General features: G+C 61.0%; 16 protein-coding genes and 1 pseudogene. 5 read left to right on the top strand and 12 right to left on the bottom strand.

Going from position 1 to position 19,697, the window contains the following annotated elements:
• The first annotated feature begins 49 nt into the window (after positions 1–49).
• Complete coding sequence (locus tag ACE10X_RS10825; protein ID WP_304498963.1) at positions 50–931, top strand: hypothetical protein; 882 nt, start codon at positions 50–52, stop codon at positions 929–931.
• A gap of 12 nt (positions 932–943) precedes the next feature.
• Here ACE10X_RS10825 and ACE10X_RS10820 read toward each other — a convergent pair whose 3' ends face one another.
• From ACE10X_RS10820 to ACE10X_RS10810, 3 genes are read right to left on the bottom strand one after another with little or no spacing between them, the layout of a single operon-like run.
• Positions 944–2,464 carry an NERD domain-containing protein gene (locus ACE10X_RS10820; protein ID WP_304498962.1) on the bottom strand — a complete coding sequence of 507 codons (1,521 nt, stop codon included), beginning with the start codon at positions 2,462–2,464 and terminating at the stop codon, positions 944–946.
• Positions 2,465–2,520: 56 nt separating this feature from the next.
• Positions 2,521–3,027, bottom strand: coding sequence for a DUF2971 domain-containing protein (locus tag ACE10X_RS10815; RefSeq protein ID WP_304498961.1), 507 nt, complete (start codon positions 3,025–3,027; stop codon positions 2,521–2,523).
• Positions 3,028–3,076: 49 nt separating this feature from the next.
• Positions 3,077–3,418, bottom strand: coding sequence for a hypothetical protein (locus ACE10X_RS10810; RefSeq protein WP_375764186.1), 342 nt, complete (start codon positions 3,416–3,418; stop codon positions 3,077–3,079).
• 508 nt (positions 3,419–3,926) lie between these two features.
• On the opposite strand from ACE10X_RS10810, the pseudogene ACE10X_RS10805 reads away from it, so the two are divergent.
• A pseudogene (locus tag ACE10X_RS10805) lies at positions 3,927–4,602 on the top strand (glycine betaine ABC transporter substrate-binding protein); the annotation flags it as partial.
• Between the two features lie 15 nt (positions 4,603–4,617).
• Here the strand turns inward: ACE10X_RS10805 and ACE10X_RS10800 are convergent.
• The 3 genes from ACE10X_RS10800 to ACE10X_RS10790 all read right to left on the bottom strand — a co-directional run bounded on the left by ACE10X_RS10800 (position 4,618) and on the right by ACE10X_RS10790 (position 6,143).
• Positions 4,618–4,797 (bottom strand): hypothetical protein, encoded by a 180-nt coding sequence (locus tag ACE10X_RS10800; RefSeq protein ID WP_304498959.1) that lies wholly within the window; start codon positions 4,795–4,797, stop codon positions 4,618–4,620.
• Between the two features lie 257 nt (positions 4,798–5,054).
• Positions 5,055–5,906: a hypothetical protein gene (locus ACE10X_RS10795; RefSeq protein ID WP_375764185.1), complete on the bottom strand. Its 852-nt coding sequence runs from the start codon at positions 5,904–5,906 to the stop codon at positions 5,055–5,057.
• Positions 5,907–5,933: 27 nt separating this feature from the next.
• Positions 5,934–6,143, bottom strand: a complete 210-nt coding sequence (locus ACE10X_RS10790) for a phospholipase effector Tle1 domain-containing protein (RefSeq protein WP_369525565.1) — start codon at positions 6,141–6,143, stop codon at positions 5,934–5,936.
• Positions 6,144–6,420: 277 nt separating this feature from the next.
• Here ACE10X_RS10790 and ACE10X_RS10785 point away from each other — a divergent pair, with 277 nt between their 5' ends.
• Both ACE10X_RS10785 and ACE10X_RS10780 read left to right on the top strand, forming a co-directional pair.
• A complete protein-coding gene (locus ACE10X_RS10785) occupies positions 6,421–7,563 on the top strand; it encodes an MBL fold metallo-hydrolase (protein WP_304498957.1) in 1,143 nt (380 codons plus the stop codon).
• A complete protein-coding gene (locus ACE10X_RS10780; RefSeq protein WP_304498956.1) occupies positions 7,556–9,964 on the top strand; it encodes a ThiF family adenylyltransferase in 2,409 nt (802 codons plus the stop codon). The genes ACE10X_RS10785 and ACE10X_RS10780 overlap by 8 nt, the downstream gene beginning before the upstream one ends.
• Here ACE10X_RS10780 and ACE10X_RS10775 read toward each other — a convergent pair.
• From ACE10X_RS10775 to ACE10X_RS10750, 6 genes are all read right to left on the bottom strand, one after another.
• Positions 9,936–10,616 carry a hypothetical protein gene (locus ACE10X_RS10775; protein WP_304498955.1) on the bottom strand — a complete coding sequence of 227 codons (681 nt, stop codon included), beginning with the start codon at positions 10,614–10,616 and terminating at the stop codon, positions 9,936–9,938. The two genes, ACE10X_RS10780 and ACE10X_RS10775, sit on opposite strands and share 29 nt — an antisense overlap.
• A gap of 334 nt (positions 10,617–10,950) precedes the next feature.
• The gene (locus tag ACE10X_RS10770; RefSeq protein WP_304498954.1) at positions 10,951–12,066 is read right to left on the bottom strand and encodes an aminotransferase class I/II-fold pyridoxal phosphate-dependent enzyme; all 1,116 of its coding nucleotides are present in this window, start codon (positions 12,064–12,066) and stop codon (positions 10,951–10,953) included.
• Between the two features lie 86 nt (positions 12,067–12,152).
• On the bottom strand, positions 12,153–13,262 hold the full coding sequence (locus tag ACE10X_RS10765; RefSeq protein WP_304498953.1) for a hypothetical protein: 1,110 nt from the start codon (positions 13,260–13,262) through the stop codon (positions 12,153–12,155).
• Positions 13,263–13,343: 81 nt separating this feature from the next.
• Positions 13,344–16,058, bottom strand: a complete 2,715-nt coding sequence (locus ACE10X_RS10760; RefSeq protein WP_304498952.1) for a CehA/McbA family metallohydrolase — start codon at positions 16,056–16,058, stop codon at positions 13,344–13,346.
• A gap of 87 nt (positions 16,059–16,145) precedes the next feature.
• Positions 16,146–17,411 carry an extracellular solute-binding protein gene (locus tag ACE10X_RS10755; protein WP_375764184.1) on the bottom strand — a complete coding sequence of 422 codons (1,266 nt, stop codon included), beginning with the start codon at positions 17,409–17,411 and terminating at the stop codon, positions 16,146–16,148.
• A 17-nt stretch (positions 17,412–17,428) separates the two neighbouring features.
• Complete coding sequence (locus tag ACE10X_RS10750; protein WP_129964964.1) at positions 17,429–18,274, bottom strand: carbohydrate ABC transporter permease; 846 nt, start codon at positions 18,272–18,274, stop codon at positions 17,429–17,431.
• Positions 18,275–19,201: 927 nt separating this feature from the next.
• Between ACE10X_RS10750 and ACE10X_RS10745 the strand changes: the two genes are divergently transcribed.
• Positions 19,202–19,630, top strand: coding sequence for a hypothetical protein (locus ACE10X_RS10745; RefSeq protein ID WP_369525564.1), 429 nt, complete (start codon positions 19,202–19,204; stop codon positions 19,628–19,630).
• Positions 19,631–19,697: the final 67 nt, after the last annotated feature.

Below are 19,697 nucleotides of genomic sequence, written 5' to 3'. Positions count from 1 at the left end.
GTATAATGATGCGTCAGAGCGATTCGATCAGACCTTAATAAGCACACCGATGAGCCAAGCAATCGAGGAATTACTGAGACCGGCCCGGCTACTGGTAAAAGATGATAGTGTCTGGGACGGCCGTCATTTTATCTGGAAGCAACCCGCAAGCTGGATGCCCCAACTCACGGCCTGGCTCAGTCCGCGCTTTCGTGCGGATGGCATGCGGCGGTTGAAACCTGGCGAATTCCGCGATCTCTGCTGGGATGATCCCGACTGGTCGCGCGTGCTGGCAAAGTGCCTCACCGCCGATATCGAGTATCACACAGGGAAGCTGGCCGAGGCCATCGAATCCGCAGCGATACGCGCTTATCACGGTTGCCGCACCGCCGATGCCAGCGTCTATCACCGGGAAGGCTTGCGCACGCATGACCGAGCTGAGATGACGGGGCAATTGCAAGCAATCGTCGACGCACACCCCGAACTAAAATATCTAAAGGCACGCCTGCCGGAGGCGATTGCGGATATCGACAATACGCTCGATATCGGTTGCCTTTATGTCGTTGCGGATGATCAATCGCTGATCAAGCACGCTGCGCACTATCTCATCTATGGCAGCGAATGGATTTCAGCGGTTCTCGGTCATTCTTATCGACATGTTTTGAAGACGTATGGCGCGCCGACCCTGCTTGAGATCGACTTGCCGCTGCGTATGAGCAGTCTTGCCACGCGCGAGGAGTTGGCCGTCAAGATGCTGCGCGAGTGGACGCGCTTGTCCTGCAATCAGCCCGATTGGTCAGCGCCTATTGATTTTACGTTTATGTTGCGAACGAACATTCCGCCGGAATGGGTTGTCGGTCATTCCCATCCAAAAGAACTGACTGATCCCTTGGAGCATCGCAGCAAGTATCGCGTGCCAAACCCGGAGTGTATGCACTGCCGGGGCTTGTAGGCGGTGGTCTGCCTAATCTTCAAACCGGCGGTTACGAGACCTGCTCTCTGTTGCCTCGCGCTTCCGCTCGGTTGCGAACCGTTCTTGCAACACCGCTTTGGCAGCGTTGAGCGCACCGACAAGCGTCGAGATTTGATTGATTGGAAGTTGCTCAAGGAGCCTTAGCCGTCCCTCAAGCTTTGTTGCAAGCGAACCGCTCCAGCTCGTGGGATGAAGGCGCCGCACAATCTCCTTGAGCACAGCCGGCGGATCAGGTGCCTTGGCAAGGAGTTTCGCAGCCAACGGAAGCCATTCATGCGGCTCGCCATTCGCCGGACGCTTAAACAAGGTTGCTGATGCCGCCATCATCGGGTAGCGGATTGCAGGATCCGCGTCGCACCAGGCAAGAAGAACGTCGTGGGACACTACGCCCATCGGATTCTTCTGAAAGCGTTGAAAGTCGGAGAAGACCTGCACTGCGTTGTCTCTGGCCTTGGCGTCGCCCGAAAACGCTTCATCCAGCACGACGGTCGGACGAACCTGAAGAAGCCCAGTCATCAAGTCGTCCTGATCGTATGCGTATATGTCATAGCGCCGGACGGCAGCCATCATCTTTCGGACCAAGCTCCGCACGATGGGAATGGCCTCGTCGCCGGCCAGCGAAACCTTGGCGATCCTCGCCGAGATTGGGTATGTCACCACATCGCGCAGGTTTCCCTCGAAGTCCTTCGCCGGGATGATGATCGGTACGTCGCCGCGCGCCAGGCCCGCAAGCCCGATAGCGTAGCCGAGCAGGCTCTTCCCACACCCTGAAGGCCCCGTCAGCAAGGTATTGTCGTCCTGTGCAGATCGTTTCAACACGTCATCCGACGACAGCGCCTGATCTTCGTAGACGCAAGACGTAGGAACCATGGCAGATGCCGGTCCACCGTAGGTCCGGATGAAGGCTTCGCAGTAGGTCTTCAGCAGCTGCCCGGCATCGATCAGTTCCGGGCTCAAGGCCGCGTCGATCGACGGGGCTGGCACCAATCGATGGTAAGCCGCGAAAGCACGCCACTGATCCAGCGACCACCCATCGCGCTTCATCGATGCGATTAGCCCCGGAAGGTCGTCGAGGCCGCCAATCGACACCTTGAAATCACCCGGCGGAACCGTCGATTCGGCTGGAATGGCAGGAACGAAGATCAGAGCAGCATCTGGGTACGGAACCTCGGCCCCGGCAAAGCTTCGCATCGCATCGCGCAACGCCAGCTTCTCATTCATAGCTTGCAGATACGGTTTTTCGAATTTCTTCCAGATACTCGACGCGAGGCGTACTTCCCAATCGCCGTTGTGGCCGCCACGAACGCCTGAAGTAAATCCCTTTGACTCGGCGACGAGCGCGGCACGGTCGATCGCCATGACGAGATCGATCTGCCGTTCGTCAAGACTTAAATTTGCAAGGATGACGGCCGGAATGCCCTGCGCCGATAGAAATTCATATGCGCGCGCCAGAGTGGCCCGCTCGGAAGCATGCTCAATCGGCGCACCAATGAATATCTCTATAGATGCCAACGAGGGCTCCGCAATACTGGGTAAGCTGGATACGGCAAAATCGGCGCGAGTCCTCGTCATACCCCGTCGAAGCTGATCCTTCCCTCTTGGTCTTGCTTGGCCTGAAACACCGCAATCTCGGGGTTGAGTGACCTGGCCGTAGCGACGATCTCCTGCTTGTCAGCATCCGTCATGGCGGCTCCGAGATAGAGTTCGGTTATCTCTTCGGGATGGAAAGGCTGGGCGCGGTAGTCCTTTTCGCCTTCGCCAAGCGGGATCGCAAGCCGGTATTCGCTCTCAAACCTATATTCGTTTGTCTTTGCGTAGATGATGCCTTCGAGAACCAAGCGTGCCCGTTCCGTCTGATTGCCGAACAGTGACTCCGCAGCAAAATCAGCCGTTCTTGCGAAAACCGGGGGCCGCTTCTCCTGATAGGTCACGGGGGCAAACTTCAGATATTTCGAGTCCTTCTCAACGCTCGGCGTGATCCGCAAGGCGATGCCCTGGTGTTCCTTGGCATACTCCTTCCACATGCGCGGGGATGCCTTATCGGTCGTCACGCAGAACACACGATAGTTTTGCATGAAGCCATTCGTCTCGTTTACGAACGCTTCAGACCGCGTCTTCCAGGCCTCAATGCCCGAGCCCGGCCTTCTCAGGATCTTTCTTCAGCCCGGCTTTCACAATCGCGCCGAGTTTCGGGTCGGCCCTAAACATCGTTTGCAACTTTACCACCGTCGCCCGTTGTCCCGGAGCGCAGGTCGGAGGCGCGTAAAGGTTTGCCACGATGGCATCAACAACGCCGTCCGGCATGGTCGCCAGCGCCTTCTCCAACTTGTCCGGAAAGAGGCTCTGGGCCGTCATATCTTCAAGGTCGTCATATTCAGACGGCTTCGCGAACTTGAAGCATTGCTTGCCAAGCGTCAGTTTAGCGCCATCGACGCCCATGTATTTATAAAGCGGCGGCAGAGACATCGATCACCCGCAAAATATAGCGACATACAGTATGGGACTAATCTGCCACCCCTCATGTGCATCCGAAAGAGCAATGCAGCCATAAATTGAGGGGGCATCCGCCTACGGCGGAAACGGGCTCTATTCGCTTCGCTCACCGAGCCGCCTTTGGCGTCTCGGCCGTTCGGGTAACGATCGCCGTGCCCAAGGATTAGGCGCGCAGACGCGCCGTTAGGGACCCCCCTCCATCGCGTGCGTTCGCCTCGCCCCTGTCCGCTTGTCATGATATTAGACAAGAAATGCGATACTCGAGCCGCGGTTCCTTGGCATGTGCGACCGGGGCAAAACCTCGGTCGCGACGGTTGACGTCGATCCGAGGTGCCAAGACCGCGGACTGCAGGAGTTCGTCAGACGACAGAAGCCGACCAGCAGCATCATGTCGCGGATCGAAAAGATGGAAGGGGCGCCTTACCCGCCAATTCTTCGTTCAGCACGTTCAGAACTCGGTCGAGCCCATAGACTTCCTCCCGGTCGGCGCGTGATTTTCCAGGCGCTCGCAGCCAACAACATCGACGTCTATGTGGATTATTCCGGCACGCTGTGGGTCAACCAGTTTCACCGCGCCGATATGCCGCCGCGCGAAGCATTGCTCGCCGAGTTGAAGGAGACCTTGACAAAGCAGGACATCACTCTGCTCGGCGCGCTCGGTTTCGAGAACGCCTATGCGCTGGTGATGCCGCGGCAGCGCGCCGATGCACTGGGTATTCATTCGATCACTGACCTGGCTGCACACGCGCCGATGCTGTCGATTGCCGGCGACTACGAGTTCTTCTCACGCCCCGAATGGGCCGCCCTGCAAAAGGCTTACGGCCTCTCATTCCGCACGCAACGACAGATGCAGCCGGATTTCATGTATGCGGCAGTGGGCTAGCGGCGAGGTCGACGTCATCGCGGGCTATGCCAGCGAGGGGCGGATCAAGGAATACGTCCTGGTGACGCTGGCCGATCCCAAGCAAGCGATCCCGCCCTATGATGCGGTGGTGCTGCTGGCGCCGCGGCGCGCGCATGAAGCGGCGTTGCAGGAGTCGCTGAAGCCGCTGCTTGGCCGGATCGACATCGCGACGATGCGCGAAGTGCGCGCCAGTGGCAGCAATGCGAACTCCTCGCCCGCCGTGGTGGCGCGTTGGCTGGCAGAGGATCGGTGAGCAGTACGCACGGGCTCATGGTGTCAAACAGTTGTGCCACGCCTCGGCATATGCGATCGCACCCTTCGCTTCGAATGTTTCCTCCATAGCGAGCCGCTCGCGCGTGCCGATGTAGGTGAACTTGTCGGCGAAGCGATTGAGACGATCGCCGCCGCGGGAGGCTTCCCGGACGACCGCGCTCGGAAGGTGCTGCACGCGCTCATCTGCACGCGTTCGGCAGGTATCGACATCACCAGGAAGATCACGCGCGACAGCGCAGCGACGAAGCCACAACGCATGGGACGGCGCTAGGGACCAGCCCGACAGGAGGTTTCATGACCACTCTCAATCTCAAGCCTGGCGACATCTTCGATTTTCCGGATGGGCGCTTCCGTTTCCTCGAGGAATGAGAAGACGAGACGCTCCTGCGTCGACCAACAGTCTCTTGCAGTTCGGTCTTTGCACCGGCGATATCAACCGTTCCGCAGACCCGGTGTTTCGACAAGGAACGGAAATCTCAGATCGTCGATGTCCTGGGCATTCTCGACCTTCGCCACCAGAGTCATCGTCAATTCGTCGCCAACATAGCGCCGGAAGATCGCGGAAGCGAAACCTAACGTGAATTCCGACAGATCGTTCGCGACCGGCGCCATCTCGCCGAGAAGCTGGCGATGCGCCTCATTCACGTCCGGTTCGGACAACGCGTCGGACATGCCATGGGCGAACACGTAGTCGGAAACGAAGAAGAATGTGTTCAGCAAAGCCTTGTTGAAATAGGCCGCCCAGTCCGCCTGCTCACTCTCGCTTTCGCTCACCGCCTTTTCGAACGCCGCGTCGATATCGTCGATTCCCGGATGATGGAAAGCGTAATTGTTACGAATCGTCGAGAGACCGCTCCCTTGGCCGAAGCGTTTCTTCAACCGGTCCAGCGCATCGGCCGCCGGGCGATCGAGTGTCGTCAGGAACTCGTTGCCGAGCGGACGTCTCAGGAAACGGTCGTCGACCAACCGCCATGCCTCCCACATCGAGACTATCATCAGCCTAACGAAGATCTGGGTCTGCGCGCCCTCCAGACGTTGCTTCGCGGGATCGTTCTCGTCGCCATTGGTCAAGACGATCACCAGCTTCCACAGCGCGTTCACCTGGTTCGAAGCATGGCCGAGCGCGAGGAAGAGGCAGCGCTCCTCCTTCGCCATCTGGCGCAGCAGCTCCTTCGAGACGTCCATTCGCAGGATGTCGAGCATCAAGGCACACCTAGCTTCGGATCGTCTGCGAGGGCCGCGCCGGCGAACCCGGCGGGATCGACGCCCCTCGCCTTCGCCCACGATGCCAAGTTTTCCGGACGGTAGGACTCATCGGTACGCCATCGGTCGAAGACCGAACCGTCGACGGTCTCGCTGATGCGGGAGATCGTGGCCTGCGCCGCACCGGGTGCCGACGCCCTGCGAATAGTAGACACGCTGGTCGGCAGTCTCAGCGGTCAGCGATCTCAGGCGCCAAACGTTCGTATTGTTGTTCAGCGTATTCCAGGTACCGTCCCAAAAAATCGCGAGACGCTTCATTGGATATCTCCAATAACGACCTACGAAATCGCGCGCCGGCGTGGCGTCATCATGGTTTGTAGTATGAGCGCATCGTCCGAAATGGACGGACAAAGCTCCCAGCAGGCTGCCGTCCAGCGAATCGAGTCGGCTCCGGCGATCAAACAGACCAAGTCAACAGAAAAAATTTCAAACCCTACCGGAAAAGTAGGCGTACCGAACCTTGCCGAACCGACGCCTCACCGCCATGTGCTCAACCGTCAGTTTTATTTATTCCTCCAAGATTCGAGAAGGTGCAATGGACCCGCGCATCACCTATTTTCCGGTCGGTAACGGCGATTGCTCGCTGATCACCCTAAGCGACAACACCCAGATCATCATCGACTGCAACACCACTGAGGAAGCGAGCGATGAGGATGACCCCAGCCGCTACGACGTGCACCAGCACCTGCTCGATTTCGGCAAGAAGCTCGGCGGTGAGATTCCTCACGTCGATGTATTCATCCTCACCCACGCCGATCAGGATCACTGCCGTGGTTTCAACACCATGTTCTACACAGGCGACCCCGCCAAATACACTGTCAAACACTCGAAGGAAGACCTGATCCTGATCGACGAACTCTGGTTTACCCACCGTATCTTCGCGAACCATGAGGGCGAACTGTCGAAGTGGGCCAAGGCCTTCAAGAAGGAAGCGCAGCGCCGCATCGACCTCCACCTCGCGGAGTCTTCCGAGCGCAACAAGGCCGGCAACCGCATCCGCGTCGTCGGCCACAGCAACAACCCGGCCTACAAGGGTCTCGGCGACCTGGTCGTGACGCCGGGCAACTACATCGACGTCATCGACCGAAAGACGAAGAAGGATTTCCGCTTCTTCGTCCACGCGCCTTTCCGCAAGGAAGTCGACGACAAACTGGCCGACCGCAACGACACCAGCGTGGTGCTGCAGGCCTGCTTCGACGTCGGCGCGACGAAGCACGCCGGTCTCGCCATGTTCGGCGGCGACGCCGGCGCGGCGATCTGGTCGAAGATCCTGGAACTCAGCGATGACGAGACTCTGGCGTTCGATCTTTTCCTTGCCCCCCACCACTGTTCGTGGACGTTCTTCAGCGAGCAGGAATACAAGCACAACAAGGTTCCGGCCAAGGATTCCCTCGCCATCCTCGGCAAGGGTCTCGACGGGGCGCGCGTGATCGCGTCGTGTAAGCCGATCAAGGACGACGACGACAATCCTCCGCACTTCGCGGCGAAGGAGGAGTACGAAAAGGCCGTCGGGGACGACAATTTCTTCAGCCTCTCGGAAGTCGGCGATCCGAAGCGCCCCCTGCCGACGACCTTCGAGATGAGCGAGGGCGGCCCCGTCCTGCTCGATCCGGAAGACGTCGGCTACGTGGACGACGTGGTCAAGAAGGTCGCGAGCACTCCACAGACCTATGGGTGAATTGCATTCCTCATCGCAGCCGGCGCAGGACGAAGAAGAGCTATCTCCGGCGATAAGGTCGGCGATCGCGGAACTGCGGGCCAAGTTCGCCGGTCAGACGGTTTCGGTGCTGCATTGGAACGCCAACTACGTCGCCGTGCCCCTCACGGTCGACGTCGAACTTCCGAGCCGGGGTCCGGTTGCCGGTGTCGACATCCGCAGGCGCGAGCCGATCGTTCTGCTGTTCAGCAGGAAATCGTTTCCGTACCTGGCGCCCTACGTCTATTCGGACCGAACCGACTTCCCGAAGACCGCGTTCCCGCACGTCAACATCACCGCACCGGGCACACCGGCATGGCTGTGCCTGCATCGTGGTTCGATCGACACCTGGTTCGCCGAGCACACCGTCGTCGATCTGGTGGAACGCGCCCGCGGCTGGTTTCGCGACGCTGCCCGCAATCGCCTTGTACCGGAGGGCGACGGCTTCGAGCCAACCCGCGCCGTTGAAACGCTGGGCACGTTCTATTATCCGCCCGGCAGCAACCTCGAACGGATTCTCTTTCACTGGAAGGCCAACGGGGGCGCCGCCGGTCACGTCGTGACGTCCTTCGATCTGCTCGACGACGAGAGCATGGCCGAAATCGGCGCGACCGGGTACGCGGTGCGGCAGGACGCGTTCGTTGCGCCGGAGTCCTACGCCGACCAGAAGTCGCTGGCTGTTGCGATCAACGTGCTGCAGGAGAAGCCGGAGTTCAAAAGCTTCCTTCAGCGCCGGCTGTTCGGCCTGCTGGTGTGGGCCGAGGAGGGCGTGGTATCGAGGAAACATTTTGGCGAACTTCCTCAAACTCTCGGTGAACTCGAGACCTGGGCCCAGGACCTCGGACTGCCGCTCACGCAGGCCCTCGCCGACTATCTGTCGCACGACCTGCAGATCATGGCGGGCGTGCCGATCGTGTTGGCGATCAGGCGGCCGCAACAAGTGCTCGGCACCGAATCCGACGTGGAGTTGCTCAACTTTCTGGTCTCCGCGGGCGGCGGACATTGGCCGACGGACGGCCGGTGGGACCCCGCCGCGACCGTCTTCCTGTCCGACCACCGCACGCCCCTGACCCCCGACTTCGCGAGACAGATCTCGGCTCTACCCGCGGATGGAGTGGCTCGACCGACGGTCGTCTTCGGCGCCGGCGCACTCGGTTCGAAGGTCACCACCCATCTCGCCCGGAGCGGCAGCGTCGCGCTCAAAATCGTCGACAACGCGAAAATCGCGCCCCACAACCTCGTCCGGCACGCGCTGGGCGGGCGAGCTATCGGCTTGGCGAAAGCAGAGGCGCTCAAGGACGATCTGGTCAAGCTCTACCCGGGTCAGCGCGATCTCCCGATCGAAGCCGTCAAGGGTTCGGCGCTTTCCCGACTGCGCAATGCGGACTTCTTCGACGGGTACTCCAATCTAATCGACATGACGGCCTCGAACATCGTGTTCAACGCGCTGCGCGATGCCGATCTCCCGGCGACGGTCCGCGTCCACCGCGCGGAGATCGCGCATCGCGGAAAGCTGGGGCTGCTCTCCATCGAAGGCGCGGGACGCAATCCGCGGATCGACGACCTGCAGACGCTGATCTATGATTCCGCGATCGAGGACGACGCGGTCGCCGCCTGGCTCGGAGAAGTGAAGGCCACGCGGGACGACCGCGTTGGCTCGGGCGGCCTCGAAGACATCCAGATCGGGCTGAGTTGCAGTTCCGCGACGATGCGTCTGGCCGACGAAGTCGTATCGTTCCACGCCGCCGCGGTGACGCGGCGGCTCCGCCCCTATCTGGCAAAGGAGGGCCCGTCCCGAACCGACGGGGCCGTCTACCGAAGCTTCCTCGGCGATGACGGGGACAGCAAGGCTTCCACTCGGTCGTTCGCTCCGACCGTCGTGCTCGACGCCGATTCTGGTTGGCAGATACGGATCGCGGCCGGCGTCGCCGAGACGATGTCGATGCTGACGCGGAAACACAGTCCGAGCGAGACTGGCGGAATTCTCGTCGGCCGCATCGCCGCCCCGAGGAAGACGATCTTCGTGACTCGGCTTGTGCCTGCACCGCCCGACAGCCGGGGCACGCCGTGGGTTTTCACGCGCGGTACCGAGAAGCTTCCCGAAGCGCTGGAGCACATCGGCAGGAGAACCGGCGGACTGCTCACCTACGTCGGTGAGTGGCACACTCACCCGATGGGCGGCTCCGATCTGAGCGACACCGACAAGGGCGCGGTGATCAGCTTGAGATCGATACTGGACAACGTCGGCCTGCCGACCCTGGTGACGATCGTGACGCCGGACGAGATCAAGCCCCACCTCTTCGAACCGACGAGCCCGCCGATCATCGTCGATCCGCCGCGCCGAAGGTTCGGCATCATCCGAGTGATCCTCGGTTGGCGGTAGAGGTCGTGGGCTTTCCCGCCTTCTGGGCCAACACCGTGCACACGAACCTGACGCCGTAGGTCGCGGCGGCGTGCCTGACGACGATCAATTGAAGCAAGAGAATGCCGAGATACACACCGCACGCCTTCCATGGCGCGACGAGGAACAGCGCGGCCATCCCGAACCCAATCAGGAACAGCGCGGCCAGACCCGTGTAGTCTCGCAGCAGCAGATAGTCGCGGTGCACCTGCATAACGGCGGGGACGTCCTGTACCTCGAGATAGAAGCGGTACCACAGGCTATTCTGCTCCTTGGGATCGCTCGGAACCTTGTTGCCGCACGCGCGCTGCAGCCGCGTGAAGTCTATCCGAGGATCGGCCTTCGCGTAAACGCTAAACGCTCGATGCCCAGGCAGAACATCGTTCCAGCGTAGAAACACCAAACGCTCCTTCGTCGCCGAATCGAGGAGACCGTTCGCGATGGTGGTCACCACGACAGCGAGACCGACAGGCAGGAGGTTCGCAGCCCCCGTAAGAGCCGCCTTGATCCCCGATAACTCGAACGTCGCCCACTGACACGCCACGTAGAATACGACGGCGTTCGCAGCGATGATCAGCCAAAGCTGCCGTCGGTTCTGCTCCTTTAGCTTCTGCGAGCTGCCCTTCTTCGCCATAAATTTTCCGTCCCCTATTGAGCATCTTGCTCGAACACCACGTAGTGGCGCGGGTCGCGGATGCACGCAACGATCGTTCATCGGGAATGCCGGCAATATGCGAAATCCCTCCACTACCGAAGTCGGACTCGCCTCATTGTTCCTGATATGTTCTAATCAATAGATGAGTGATCGACCCGCCTTTGGCGCTTTCCACCCACGAAACAGTTCCAGAAGCTGACCACCACCCCTGCCGTCGGCGAAAACGCCCCTCCGGCGGATGCTGCTGGCCCGGCCGATGACTTGCCGCCCGCATATTGGGCAGCGCTTTTGGTAGGCCATCCGCCCGGCAGATTCATGGCTTCACAGCCTGCATCGCGCCGCCACACCGGCCCGGGCCAATTATTCGTGCAAGGCGGGCAAGGCCTTCCTCCAAGGATCCGGGCGAAACGTCGGCAAGAGAAACCCGAATTCCGTCCAGACCATTCGCCTTTTCGACTGCGAATTCAGAGCCACTTCGTACCAGTACGCCCGCCATTCGAGCCCGATCGACAAGTTCATCGCCTGAAAGGACATTGCTCTTCAACCAGACATGCAACGCGCCAATGCAGGAAGCGGAGATCCCGGGCATCAACTTCACCACAAGTTCGCGTCGTCGTCCTGCTTCGAGGCGTATTGCCTGAAGCAGATCGTCGGCTGCGCCCTCCAGAATGGCGCGGGTGGTCATGGCGGCGGAAGGAACGGACGCGTACCACATTGCCATCGCTCCAAATCGCGACATGACCTGCTCGATTGCAGCCCTGTTAGGTGCGACGACGTACGCGATCCGCGCACCGACGAAAAAGCATTTCGACAATCCCATCACGGTCCATGAAATATCCGGAGCAATGTCGGTAAAGCCTGGCGGAAAATCTTCGCGAACGAGGCCCTGCGGGTCGTCCTCAAGGATCACCACGTCATGGTGACGCGCGATTTGCGCGATCTGCGCCCGCCTGCGCAATGGAATTGTGCATGCGGTCGGATTTTGCGCGTTCGGCACACAGTAAAGGAGTTTGGGCCGGTGAACATGACACGCCGTGTCAAACGCTTCAGGAATCAGCCCGTCGGCGTCGAGTGAAACCGGCACGAGGCGAATTCCAAGGATGTTCGCCGCGTCGCGTACCTGGGAGTAGGTAGACGCTTCAACCGCAATCGAGTTGCCCCGCCCGACCAGCGTCTCGAGAAGGATCAGCAACACGTTCCAGGTGCCGTTCGCCAGGAATAACCTGTCGGTCGGGATCAGGCCCCTATTGCCCCTGGCAAGGTATCTTTGCGCCGCAAGCAGATCGTCGCGGCTGCCGAGCCGCCGATGATGACGCATCTCGTCTGCACCGTCCCAACTTTTTGCCAGCGACAGTAATGTCCTTCGCAGGTACTCGTCCGCCCCCGCTACGCTGGGAGAGGTAATACGCCTAAGATCAATCATGTTCATGTTTCCCGCGCCTCGGTTGCGACCGGAACGATGGCGGCATCAGGTATCTGCCGGAGCGGTCTCGCCCCGGCTGTTTCAGTCGAGATTCAGCGATGCGAACCCTCCGCCGGTCGCGGCGGTACGCCGTCCCTGATAGCCTGCAGTGCGTCCTTCAGGGCTGCCAGTTGCCGGTTGAGATCGGCCAGTGCCCTGGCCGTGGCGCCGGCGCCCATCTCACCGACAAAGAAAAAGTGCCCTCCGTCGACGGTACGGTTCATGCCCCTCGGCCACTCCCCGGCCAGCGCGCGCAGCCTGGTCCAGCTCTCGCACGGCAACCGGTTCAGGTCAGCTCCTGCCAGATGGTTGCGCAACAGGCCCATCAGACCAATGGCGCTCCATATCGCAGCGTCCGCCAAAGCGTGTTCCGCATCGCTCGAAGCCGTCGGCGAGATCGTTGCGCATAGCGGCGCCTGCTCGAAGGCGAAGGCCTGCGAGTCTGCGAGGGCCGCTTCAACGCTCGTGAACCGTCCATCCACACCGAGGCGATCGACCTCGCCGCGAAGCATGAGCGGGCCCTCGCCGTGATAGTGGATGCTGTGCGTTTCCGCGCAGATGATCGTGCGGCCGGCCAGCCGGTTGACCTCTTCAAGGCCGGCGATCGTGCTGTAATGGTACAGGCTGGAATCCCACAGACCGTCTGCCCGAACCGGCTCGTCCTGCGCCAGACGGGGCGAAAGGCCGGGCCATGGCGGGCGCGCGCAAAGCGACACAAAGCCGGTCACGGGGACACCGCGCTCCATCAGGGCACGGTTGAGACGCAGCACGCCCTTGCCAGCCATGCTCCAGCCGGCGAGCAGCACCGGGCGCCGGCCAACCATATTCGCCGTGATTTCCGCGACACCTGCCGCCCATCGCGATAGCGTCATCAAGGGATCCGGCCTTGAAAACACCGGGTGGCTGGTCGGGTAGGAAATGGCGAGCAGCGCCAGTCCACAGGCTTCGAGATGGTGGTCCAGAAAATCCTCTCGCCGCGCTCCGGGATGACCATAGGCCACGCGTGCCAGGTGCGCTCCTCCTGGCAGGAACAGCACGACGGGCCCACCGGTTTCGAGGCGGGCATGCACCAGGAACTCGCCTGCTTCATTCGCGACGAGCTGTTCCCGGTCGAAGGGCCGCGATCGCTCCCCTGCCCTTCGTTCGAGCCCGGACAAGGTCATGAAAGGTCCTCCCGGGATGCAGTCGCATGCTCTGGCGCCAGCCCGACCTTGCTGGCGATGTTGCGATCGCTCGCGCAGGCATCAGTCATCGGAGCTCTCGCCGGTCAGAGCGATCCAGTGCGGGCGGGCCAGTGGATGATCGCGCAGGATCGCCTGCCGACCTTCATCGAGGCGCGCCAGATGACGCCGGCGCTGGCGCTCGCTGCGCCAGACGGCGAGCTTCTCCAGGTAGGCTGCGCCTCCTTCGAGCAGGGTGAGCAGATAGCTCGCATCTTTTGTCGAAGTCTGACGCCGGTTACCGACGCGGACGTAGACAGGTGAAGTATGGGCACCGATGTCGATGGGATGTTGCGTATGCAACCTGCCGCGACCGAAGCAACGCGCCGCAATCCATGAGCTGCGGTCGATGGTAACTGTTGCATCAAGGGTAGCCGAAAGTCCGTCAGCACCTGCTTTCGCGCTGGCGACGACCTCGCCGTTCTGTACGAGGTCGATGACTTCAAATGGCTGGGCCGAACGGGCCTGCGCCGTGATACGTACCTGTCCGCCCCCCTCGGCCAGCTGAATCTCTTCGCCCGGCATCCTGCCGTCGACGTCCAGTTCCAGCATCGGGCCGGTGGAGACAAAAGTATGTCCATGTGCAATGGCGCTGCACCACCTTGCATAATCGAATTGCGCCCTATCGCCAAGAAAAGCATAGGTGCGCAGCGCGCCCAGCGCGGTACCACTGGACATCTTGTCGGTACCTCCGACGGCTGGCAGGCGGTAGCCCGCATTGAGGTAGGCGTACCATTGCCGGACGCCGGGACAGTCAAACGGCGTCTCTCCCCAATGGCCGTCGATGTGGAGATGGGCGGTGAAGTCGAAGTTGAACCATCTGACTTCCACAGCGTCGATCAACCCGAGCGCAATGGCCGCGGTCGCCTCCGCATGCGGCGTAGGGATCAGCTGGTTGAACACGAGGCCGCCCTGCATCTTGCAGGCCGCACACCAGTCGACAAGGCTGACGTCTTCCCAACCGCCGATATCATCCCGCTCCGCCCCGCCGCTCGACAGCGGCAGGACAGGTTCCTTCAGGTTCAGCAAGAAAACGTCGCCCATCATGTGATGGCGATTTTCGCTGTCGATGCGCACGATTCGATCGGACAAGCCGCTGTTGTATTCGCGCGCGATGCCGTGCCCGACACCTGTGAAAGCGCGCCCCCATTGAGCGGCCAGAAGGTTGGTGACGTTGACGTCTTCCGCCGCGCTCTCCAGCGTCGCCGTGACCGGGTCAAGAAAGTGGACGTGGACATCGCCGCAATACCAGCCGCGCCGGCGGATATCGCTCCACCGCTCGAGCTCGAAGAGCAGTTCGGTTTGGCCTTGCCGGATCTCGAGAGCTGTGCGTATGACCTTGTATTCAAAGCCGTGAACGATTTCTGCGGCGACCTTTCCAACGGGCAGCACGATTTCGAAACGGCCCGGAACGTAGGCGTAACTCATGCTGCCCAGTTCGAGATCGCCACCGACGTGCTGGCCCCAGGCATCGTCGACAAACGCGGTATGAGCGAGCGGTGGCAAATACTCGCCGGCGGCGCCGCGGAAGTGAACGCGTGAGGGCAGGTCCTGGCCGTCGCTGGCGTCCACGACCCTCACCTTGAGCCGTACCCGGTCGTGAGCGGCCAGCCTGACGGGTGAGTTGTTCTCGAGAATATCCTGCCAGCGAAAGCTGAGCAGCGAACTCCCCTTGCGCAGGAGCAGGCGAGCCTGCTGCGCTGCTGTAATTTCGGCATGGACCAGCGAGGCAGGCTGCTTCGTCACCGGAGCTCCCCAGCCCTTGACCGGAGCCGCCAGCCACTCGTCGAGCGATTGCGGCGGCAAGGCCGAGCATCGGGTAATCGTCCCCAGATCAACGGCCAGAGCCAGCTCTTGCGGGGCAAAACCATCGACCGGGACAAACCGGAGACCCGGCGTGCAGTCGTCCGCACAAGCCTCGCTGAGCTTCGTACCAGGCAGGGCGGCAAGGTCGATGATCACGCCTTCCCGCGGCCCGCGGCGCAGCGGATTGGCTGAATCGATCGAGAGTGTGATGCCTGCAACGAAAACCACATCGGCATGTCGGGCCGTCAAGCCGATCGCAACGATCTCTTTCATCGGCGAAGGGTTTTCGAGCGCCATCAACCAGCAGGTCTGGCGGCTGTCTGCTGGCCCGGTCGTGATGCCGGTGAAGCGGGCGCGGCTGTCGAGCGGTCCGTCCTGACGCTCCGTGCCCCGGTGCACCGGCTGGTAGGCGGTATGAGGCAGTGCGGCATAGGCTTGCGTGCCGAGTGTCCCCTGCCGCCCCGCGATTTCAAATCCTCGTCGCACGGGAATTTCTGCGCGTCCGCCATCGGCGAACAGGATCGTATAAGTCGCCAGCAGGTCTCCGGTCTTTGCATCCGACTGCTCGAGGTCAGTAAAATGGGCAACCAGAATGCCGGCAGCGCGCTGCGGCTGGTGCAAGTGGATTGTCGCCTGCTGCGCGAGGAGACCAGCCTGGTCAGTCAATGCAAGCCAGCGGCACCCGCCGTTGAGCGCGGGATCGACGAGGTCAAACGGAATGCCATAAAAGTACTGATGGCCCGTCAGGAAGCCTTCGAGGTCGGCGCCGCCACCGGACGGCCATTGCCGCACCGCGGGTCCCCTCTCGCTCCAGCACCACCGGCCGTCCGCGGCCTGTTGCGGTCCGGCATTCGCACGCGGGCCCAGATCGACCGGAATAAAGCGGCGAGCGCCCGTTGCGGAAATCTCAAGGTCAGGCTGAACAGGCTTCATTTCGCCAGGATCGATTGCCGGCAAAAGAGGCCGTCGCATTGGGGCACGCATGAACGGTAGAGTCGCGGACAACCGCACCGGCCATTCTCAGTGTGGCAGCAGCGCATCGACGTCCTTCCCAAGGCTTGAGAGCGCCGCGGCCGGATCCTGCTTCTGCGAGACCACGAGATAGCAGTGATCCTCGATGGCCTTGATGATCCTGGAATTGTTCTCGCCTGGGAACGAGAACCAGCCTGTCATCATCGCAATTCGCTGACTGGCGATGCGATGCTCCGGGTGGGCATCGAAGAACCTGCCGAGCCCGGCAGGATCGCTGATCGCGGCAAGATTCACCGGCACGTAGCCGGTGGCCTCGACCATGATGGTCTGACCGGCCGGTCCGACTGCGAATTTGATGTAGTCCCAGCACGCCTTCTGCCTGTCGGGATCGTCAGTCAGCATGACAATGCCGTTGCCGCCGGCCGGAAGTCTGTCTGCCGTCGAAGAGACCGGCAATGATCCAACCTTCAGCCGGAAATTGCCGGCGGCTGACTGCTGGAAGCCGGTCAACAAACTGCTTGCGGTGAACAGGATACCAACCTTTCCCGCCCGGAACGCCTGCCGGGCCTGCTCTGTATTGAGCGCCGGCTGGCCCTCCTTTCCGAGACGTTGCAACAGCTGCAGCGCCTGAAGGCCGGCCGGGCCGTCGAAGGTGATCCTTGTTTCGTCCTCGCTCATCATCCGGCCGCCGAAGGCGCCCACCAGCGTCTGGAACGACCAGCCGTTGTTGGTGTATTCGACATAGAGGCCGCCGGTCCCCTCGCCGAGAGCACCGATCTTCCTGCCGAGCGCGATCACGCCATCCCAGTCGTCAGGCAGGTTGTCAGGATCCCCGCCGGCCTGCTTCACGAGATCCATGTTGTAGAAGAGCACGGGAACGGAAATTGCGAACGGCAGGGCACAGGTTTTGCCGCCGTATGACGCAAACGATGTCACTTCTTGCGGAACGCCGATCGTGTTCCACGCCGGATCGCCTGCGATGAAGCGATCAAGTGGCACCGTTATCCCGCGATCAGCCAGGGGCCGGATCTGGTTCAGGCCCTGGTGGGAAATGTCGGGCAGCTGCTTCGTTATGTTCTGCCGCAAGGTCTGCTGGACGAGGCCGTCATAGTCGACGGCTGGGCTGTCGAGAACGACCCTGATATCGGGACGGGTCTCCATGAAACGCTGCGCAAGCGACTGATACAGACCCCTGGCAGGGGCGGACGCATAGGAAAGGCGGATCGTCGTCTGCGGAAGCGCGGCGGCGCCAAGGATCGGCGTTGCGGCCGCAGCGCTTGCCGTCGACAGGAACGTCCTGCGTGAAAGAAGCATCGATCGTCTCCGTTGGCCTATTGTTTGACGGCCCCGCCGGTCAGCCCCTCGACGAACCAGCGCTGCGCGGCAAGAAAGGCGATGACGAGGGGCAACACGACGAGAGTGGATGCGGCCATGAGAGGACCGTAGTCATTGCCGGCCTCCCCGTTCCGGAAGGCCACAATGCCGAGCGGCGGCGGCATCAGCGACTGGTCGCGCACTGCGATCAGCGGCCAGAAGAGATCGTTCCAGTGACCGACCACCGAAAAGATCGAGAAGGCGATGATTGCCGGCAGCGCCATCGGCACCATGATCCTCCAGACGATGGCAAGTTCAGAAAGACCATCGAGCCGCGCGGCGTGGACCACGTCATCAGGAACGGTCCTGAAGAACTGCCGGAGCAGGAAGATGCCGAAGGGCGAGACCATGTATGGGAAGACGAGCGCCGCGTAGGTGTTGAGGATGCCGAGCTGGTAGGCGAGGACGAAAAGCGGCAGCGAGAGCACCTGTTGCGGCAGGAGCAGGCCGATCATCACCATGCCGAACAGCAGATCGCGGCCGGGAAAGCGAAGCTTGGCGAGCGCATATGCGCAAGGGGCGCATACGATAATCTGGAGCGACAGGATGAAGGCGCAGACGATCAGGCCATTGCCCATGTAGCGCGGCAGCGGCGCCTCGGTGAGTGCCCTCGTGTAATTCTCGACGCCATAAAATTGTGCCGGCCAGAACGATGCGCGGAAGATTTCGCCCGGCGGCTTGATCGACAGCGATACCATCCAGACAAAAGGAGCGATCATCACCGCTCCGGTGACAAGCAGCACGGCATGTCGAAGAGCCGCGGCACCCGGCGACAGGTGGCTGGTGGATGTGACGCCGCTCATTGACAGGATACCGCGCCGTCCATGGCGCTGGCCTTGCCCATGGCGAGCGTCACGAGCCGGGCAGGAAGGACAACGGCAGCCGTAGCCCGTTCTGATACCCTCGATACATGTGTGGCCATCGCCATTACCCGATCGTCAAGCGCTTGCAGAGCACGGTCTTGCGTTCCCTCTTCCGTTGAACGCGTCGCCGTTGTGCGTGAGCACACACACCTGAATTGCTACAGGCGGATGACTGACATCGAATAAGTCGATCAATCGTCGCGCAAATGCGATGCTTCGCGGGCTGACCCTCGACTTTCAGCAATGGATTCAGATGCACAGATCAGGCATTCGTCTTGGCGACAGAGAACGCTCGGATTATGGTAGGATCTCCCGTCAGGACCACAAAACGCCGAATGGCTGCGGCAAATGGATTGCTGTGCCCCATAAGGTCGCACATCGAGAGAATCGTATCCGGGGTAAAGTAACGAACACGATGTGGTCTTTGCGAGATGGACGTATCTTCCGCGACTTGCTCCCGCATAATTGGAATGCGCGTGTCGAGCGCACAGTTCAAATCGTGAAGTGAGAAAACTCGCCGGCGCGAGGTCGGTCGCGCGCCGTAGCTCTGGCGCCACCGCGACTGGAGTAATTTGGCTTCTCATTGCGGCGACGGTATCGAACAGAAATTCGATGCCGTCCGCATTCAAGTCCACGACGAAGGTCGGGATGGCTACCTGTGCCGCACTGATCTATTGGAATCTGCGCCGCTCGATGGCGTCATTGGACGAACAATCGTGTCGGCCTGCCTCATCGGGGCTCTGGTCTACTTTGACGTCGAACAAAGTATTGACGTGCTCACTGTGGATTGTGGAATAATCAACGTTTTCGGCATTGCCGTATTCGCGTAATAGTTGATGTAGCATTGAATGACTACTATAAGATTTTATGGGCACTGGGCAACAAGAAGACGCAGTCGTCACCATCCGGCTCTTGGCTAAGGGGATCGTCGAGATAGCTCGGCGGATCAACGATGGTGCCATCGTTCGGCAAGACGATATGCCGAACTCGCTGCGATCCGGGCTTGAGCGTCTATCACGGCACTGCCTTGTGGAAGGCATTGCCGACCATGGCGCGAATGTCCACGTCTTGATGGACCTGGCCACAATCCCGATCGGCGAATGGGGCATACCATGCCTTTCGGGGGATTTCCCCTATGTTCGAGCAGTCCTTATCGACCGTGACCTCGGTATCCCGAGCAGCGATTGCTTCGAGATAGGCTCCATCTCGACTGCTGAGGACGCCTATGAGGATATCCATCACCGCCAGTTGCGCGAAGCCGTCCGGTCCCACGGCAAGCGAGCCGACGAGGTCTAAACGTTGGTCCGCGAGCGCCTCGTGCGAAATCCGGTCGATAATCAGAAGCACTTGATGGCGTTCCTTC

Source organism: Bradyrhizobium sp. Pha-3, from assembly GCF_042258325.1.
GTDB lineage: Bacteria > Pseudomonadota > Alphaproteobacteria > Rhizobiales > Xanthobacteraceae > Bradyrhizobium > Bradyrhizobium elkanii.
Note: the sequence above shows the minus strand (reverse complement) of the source record. Positions and strands in the feature narration are given on the sequence as shown.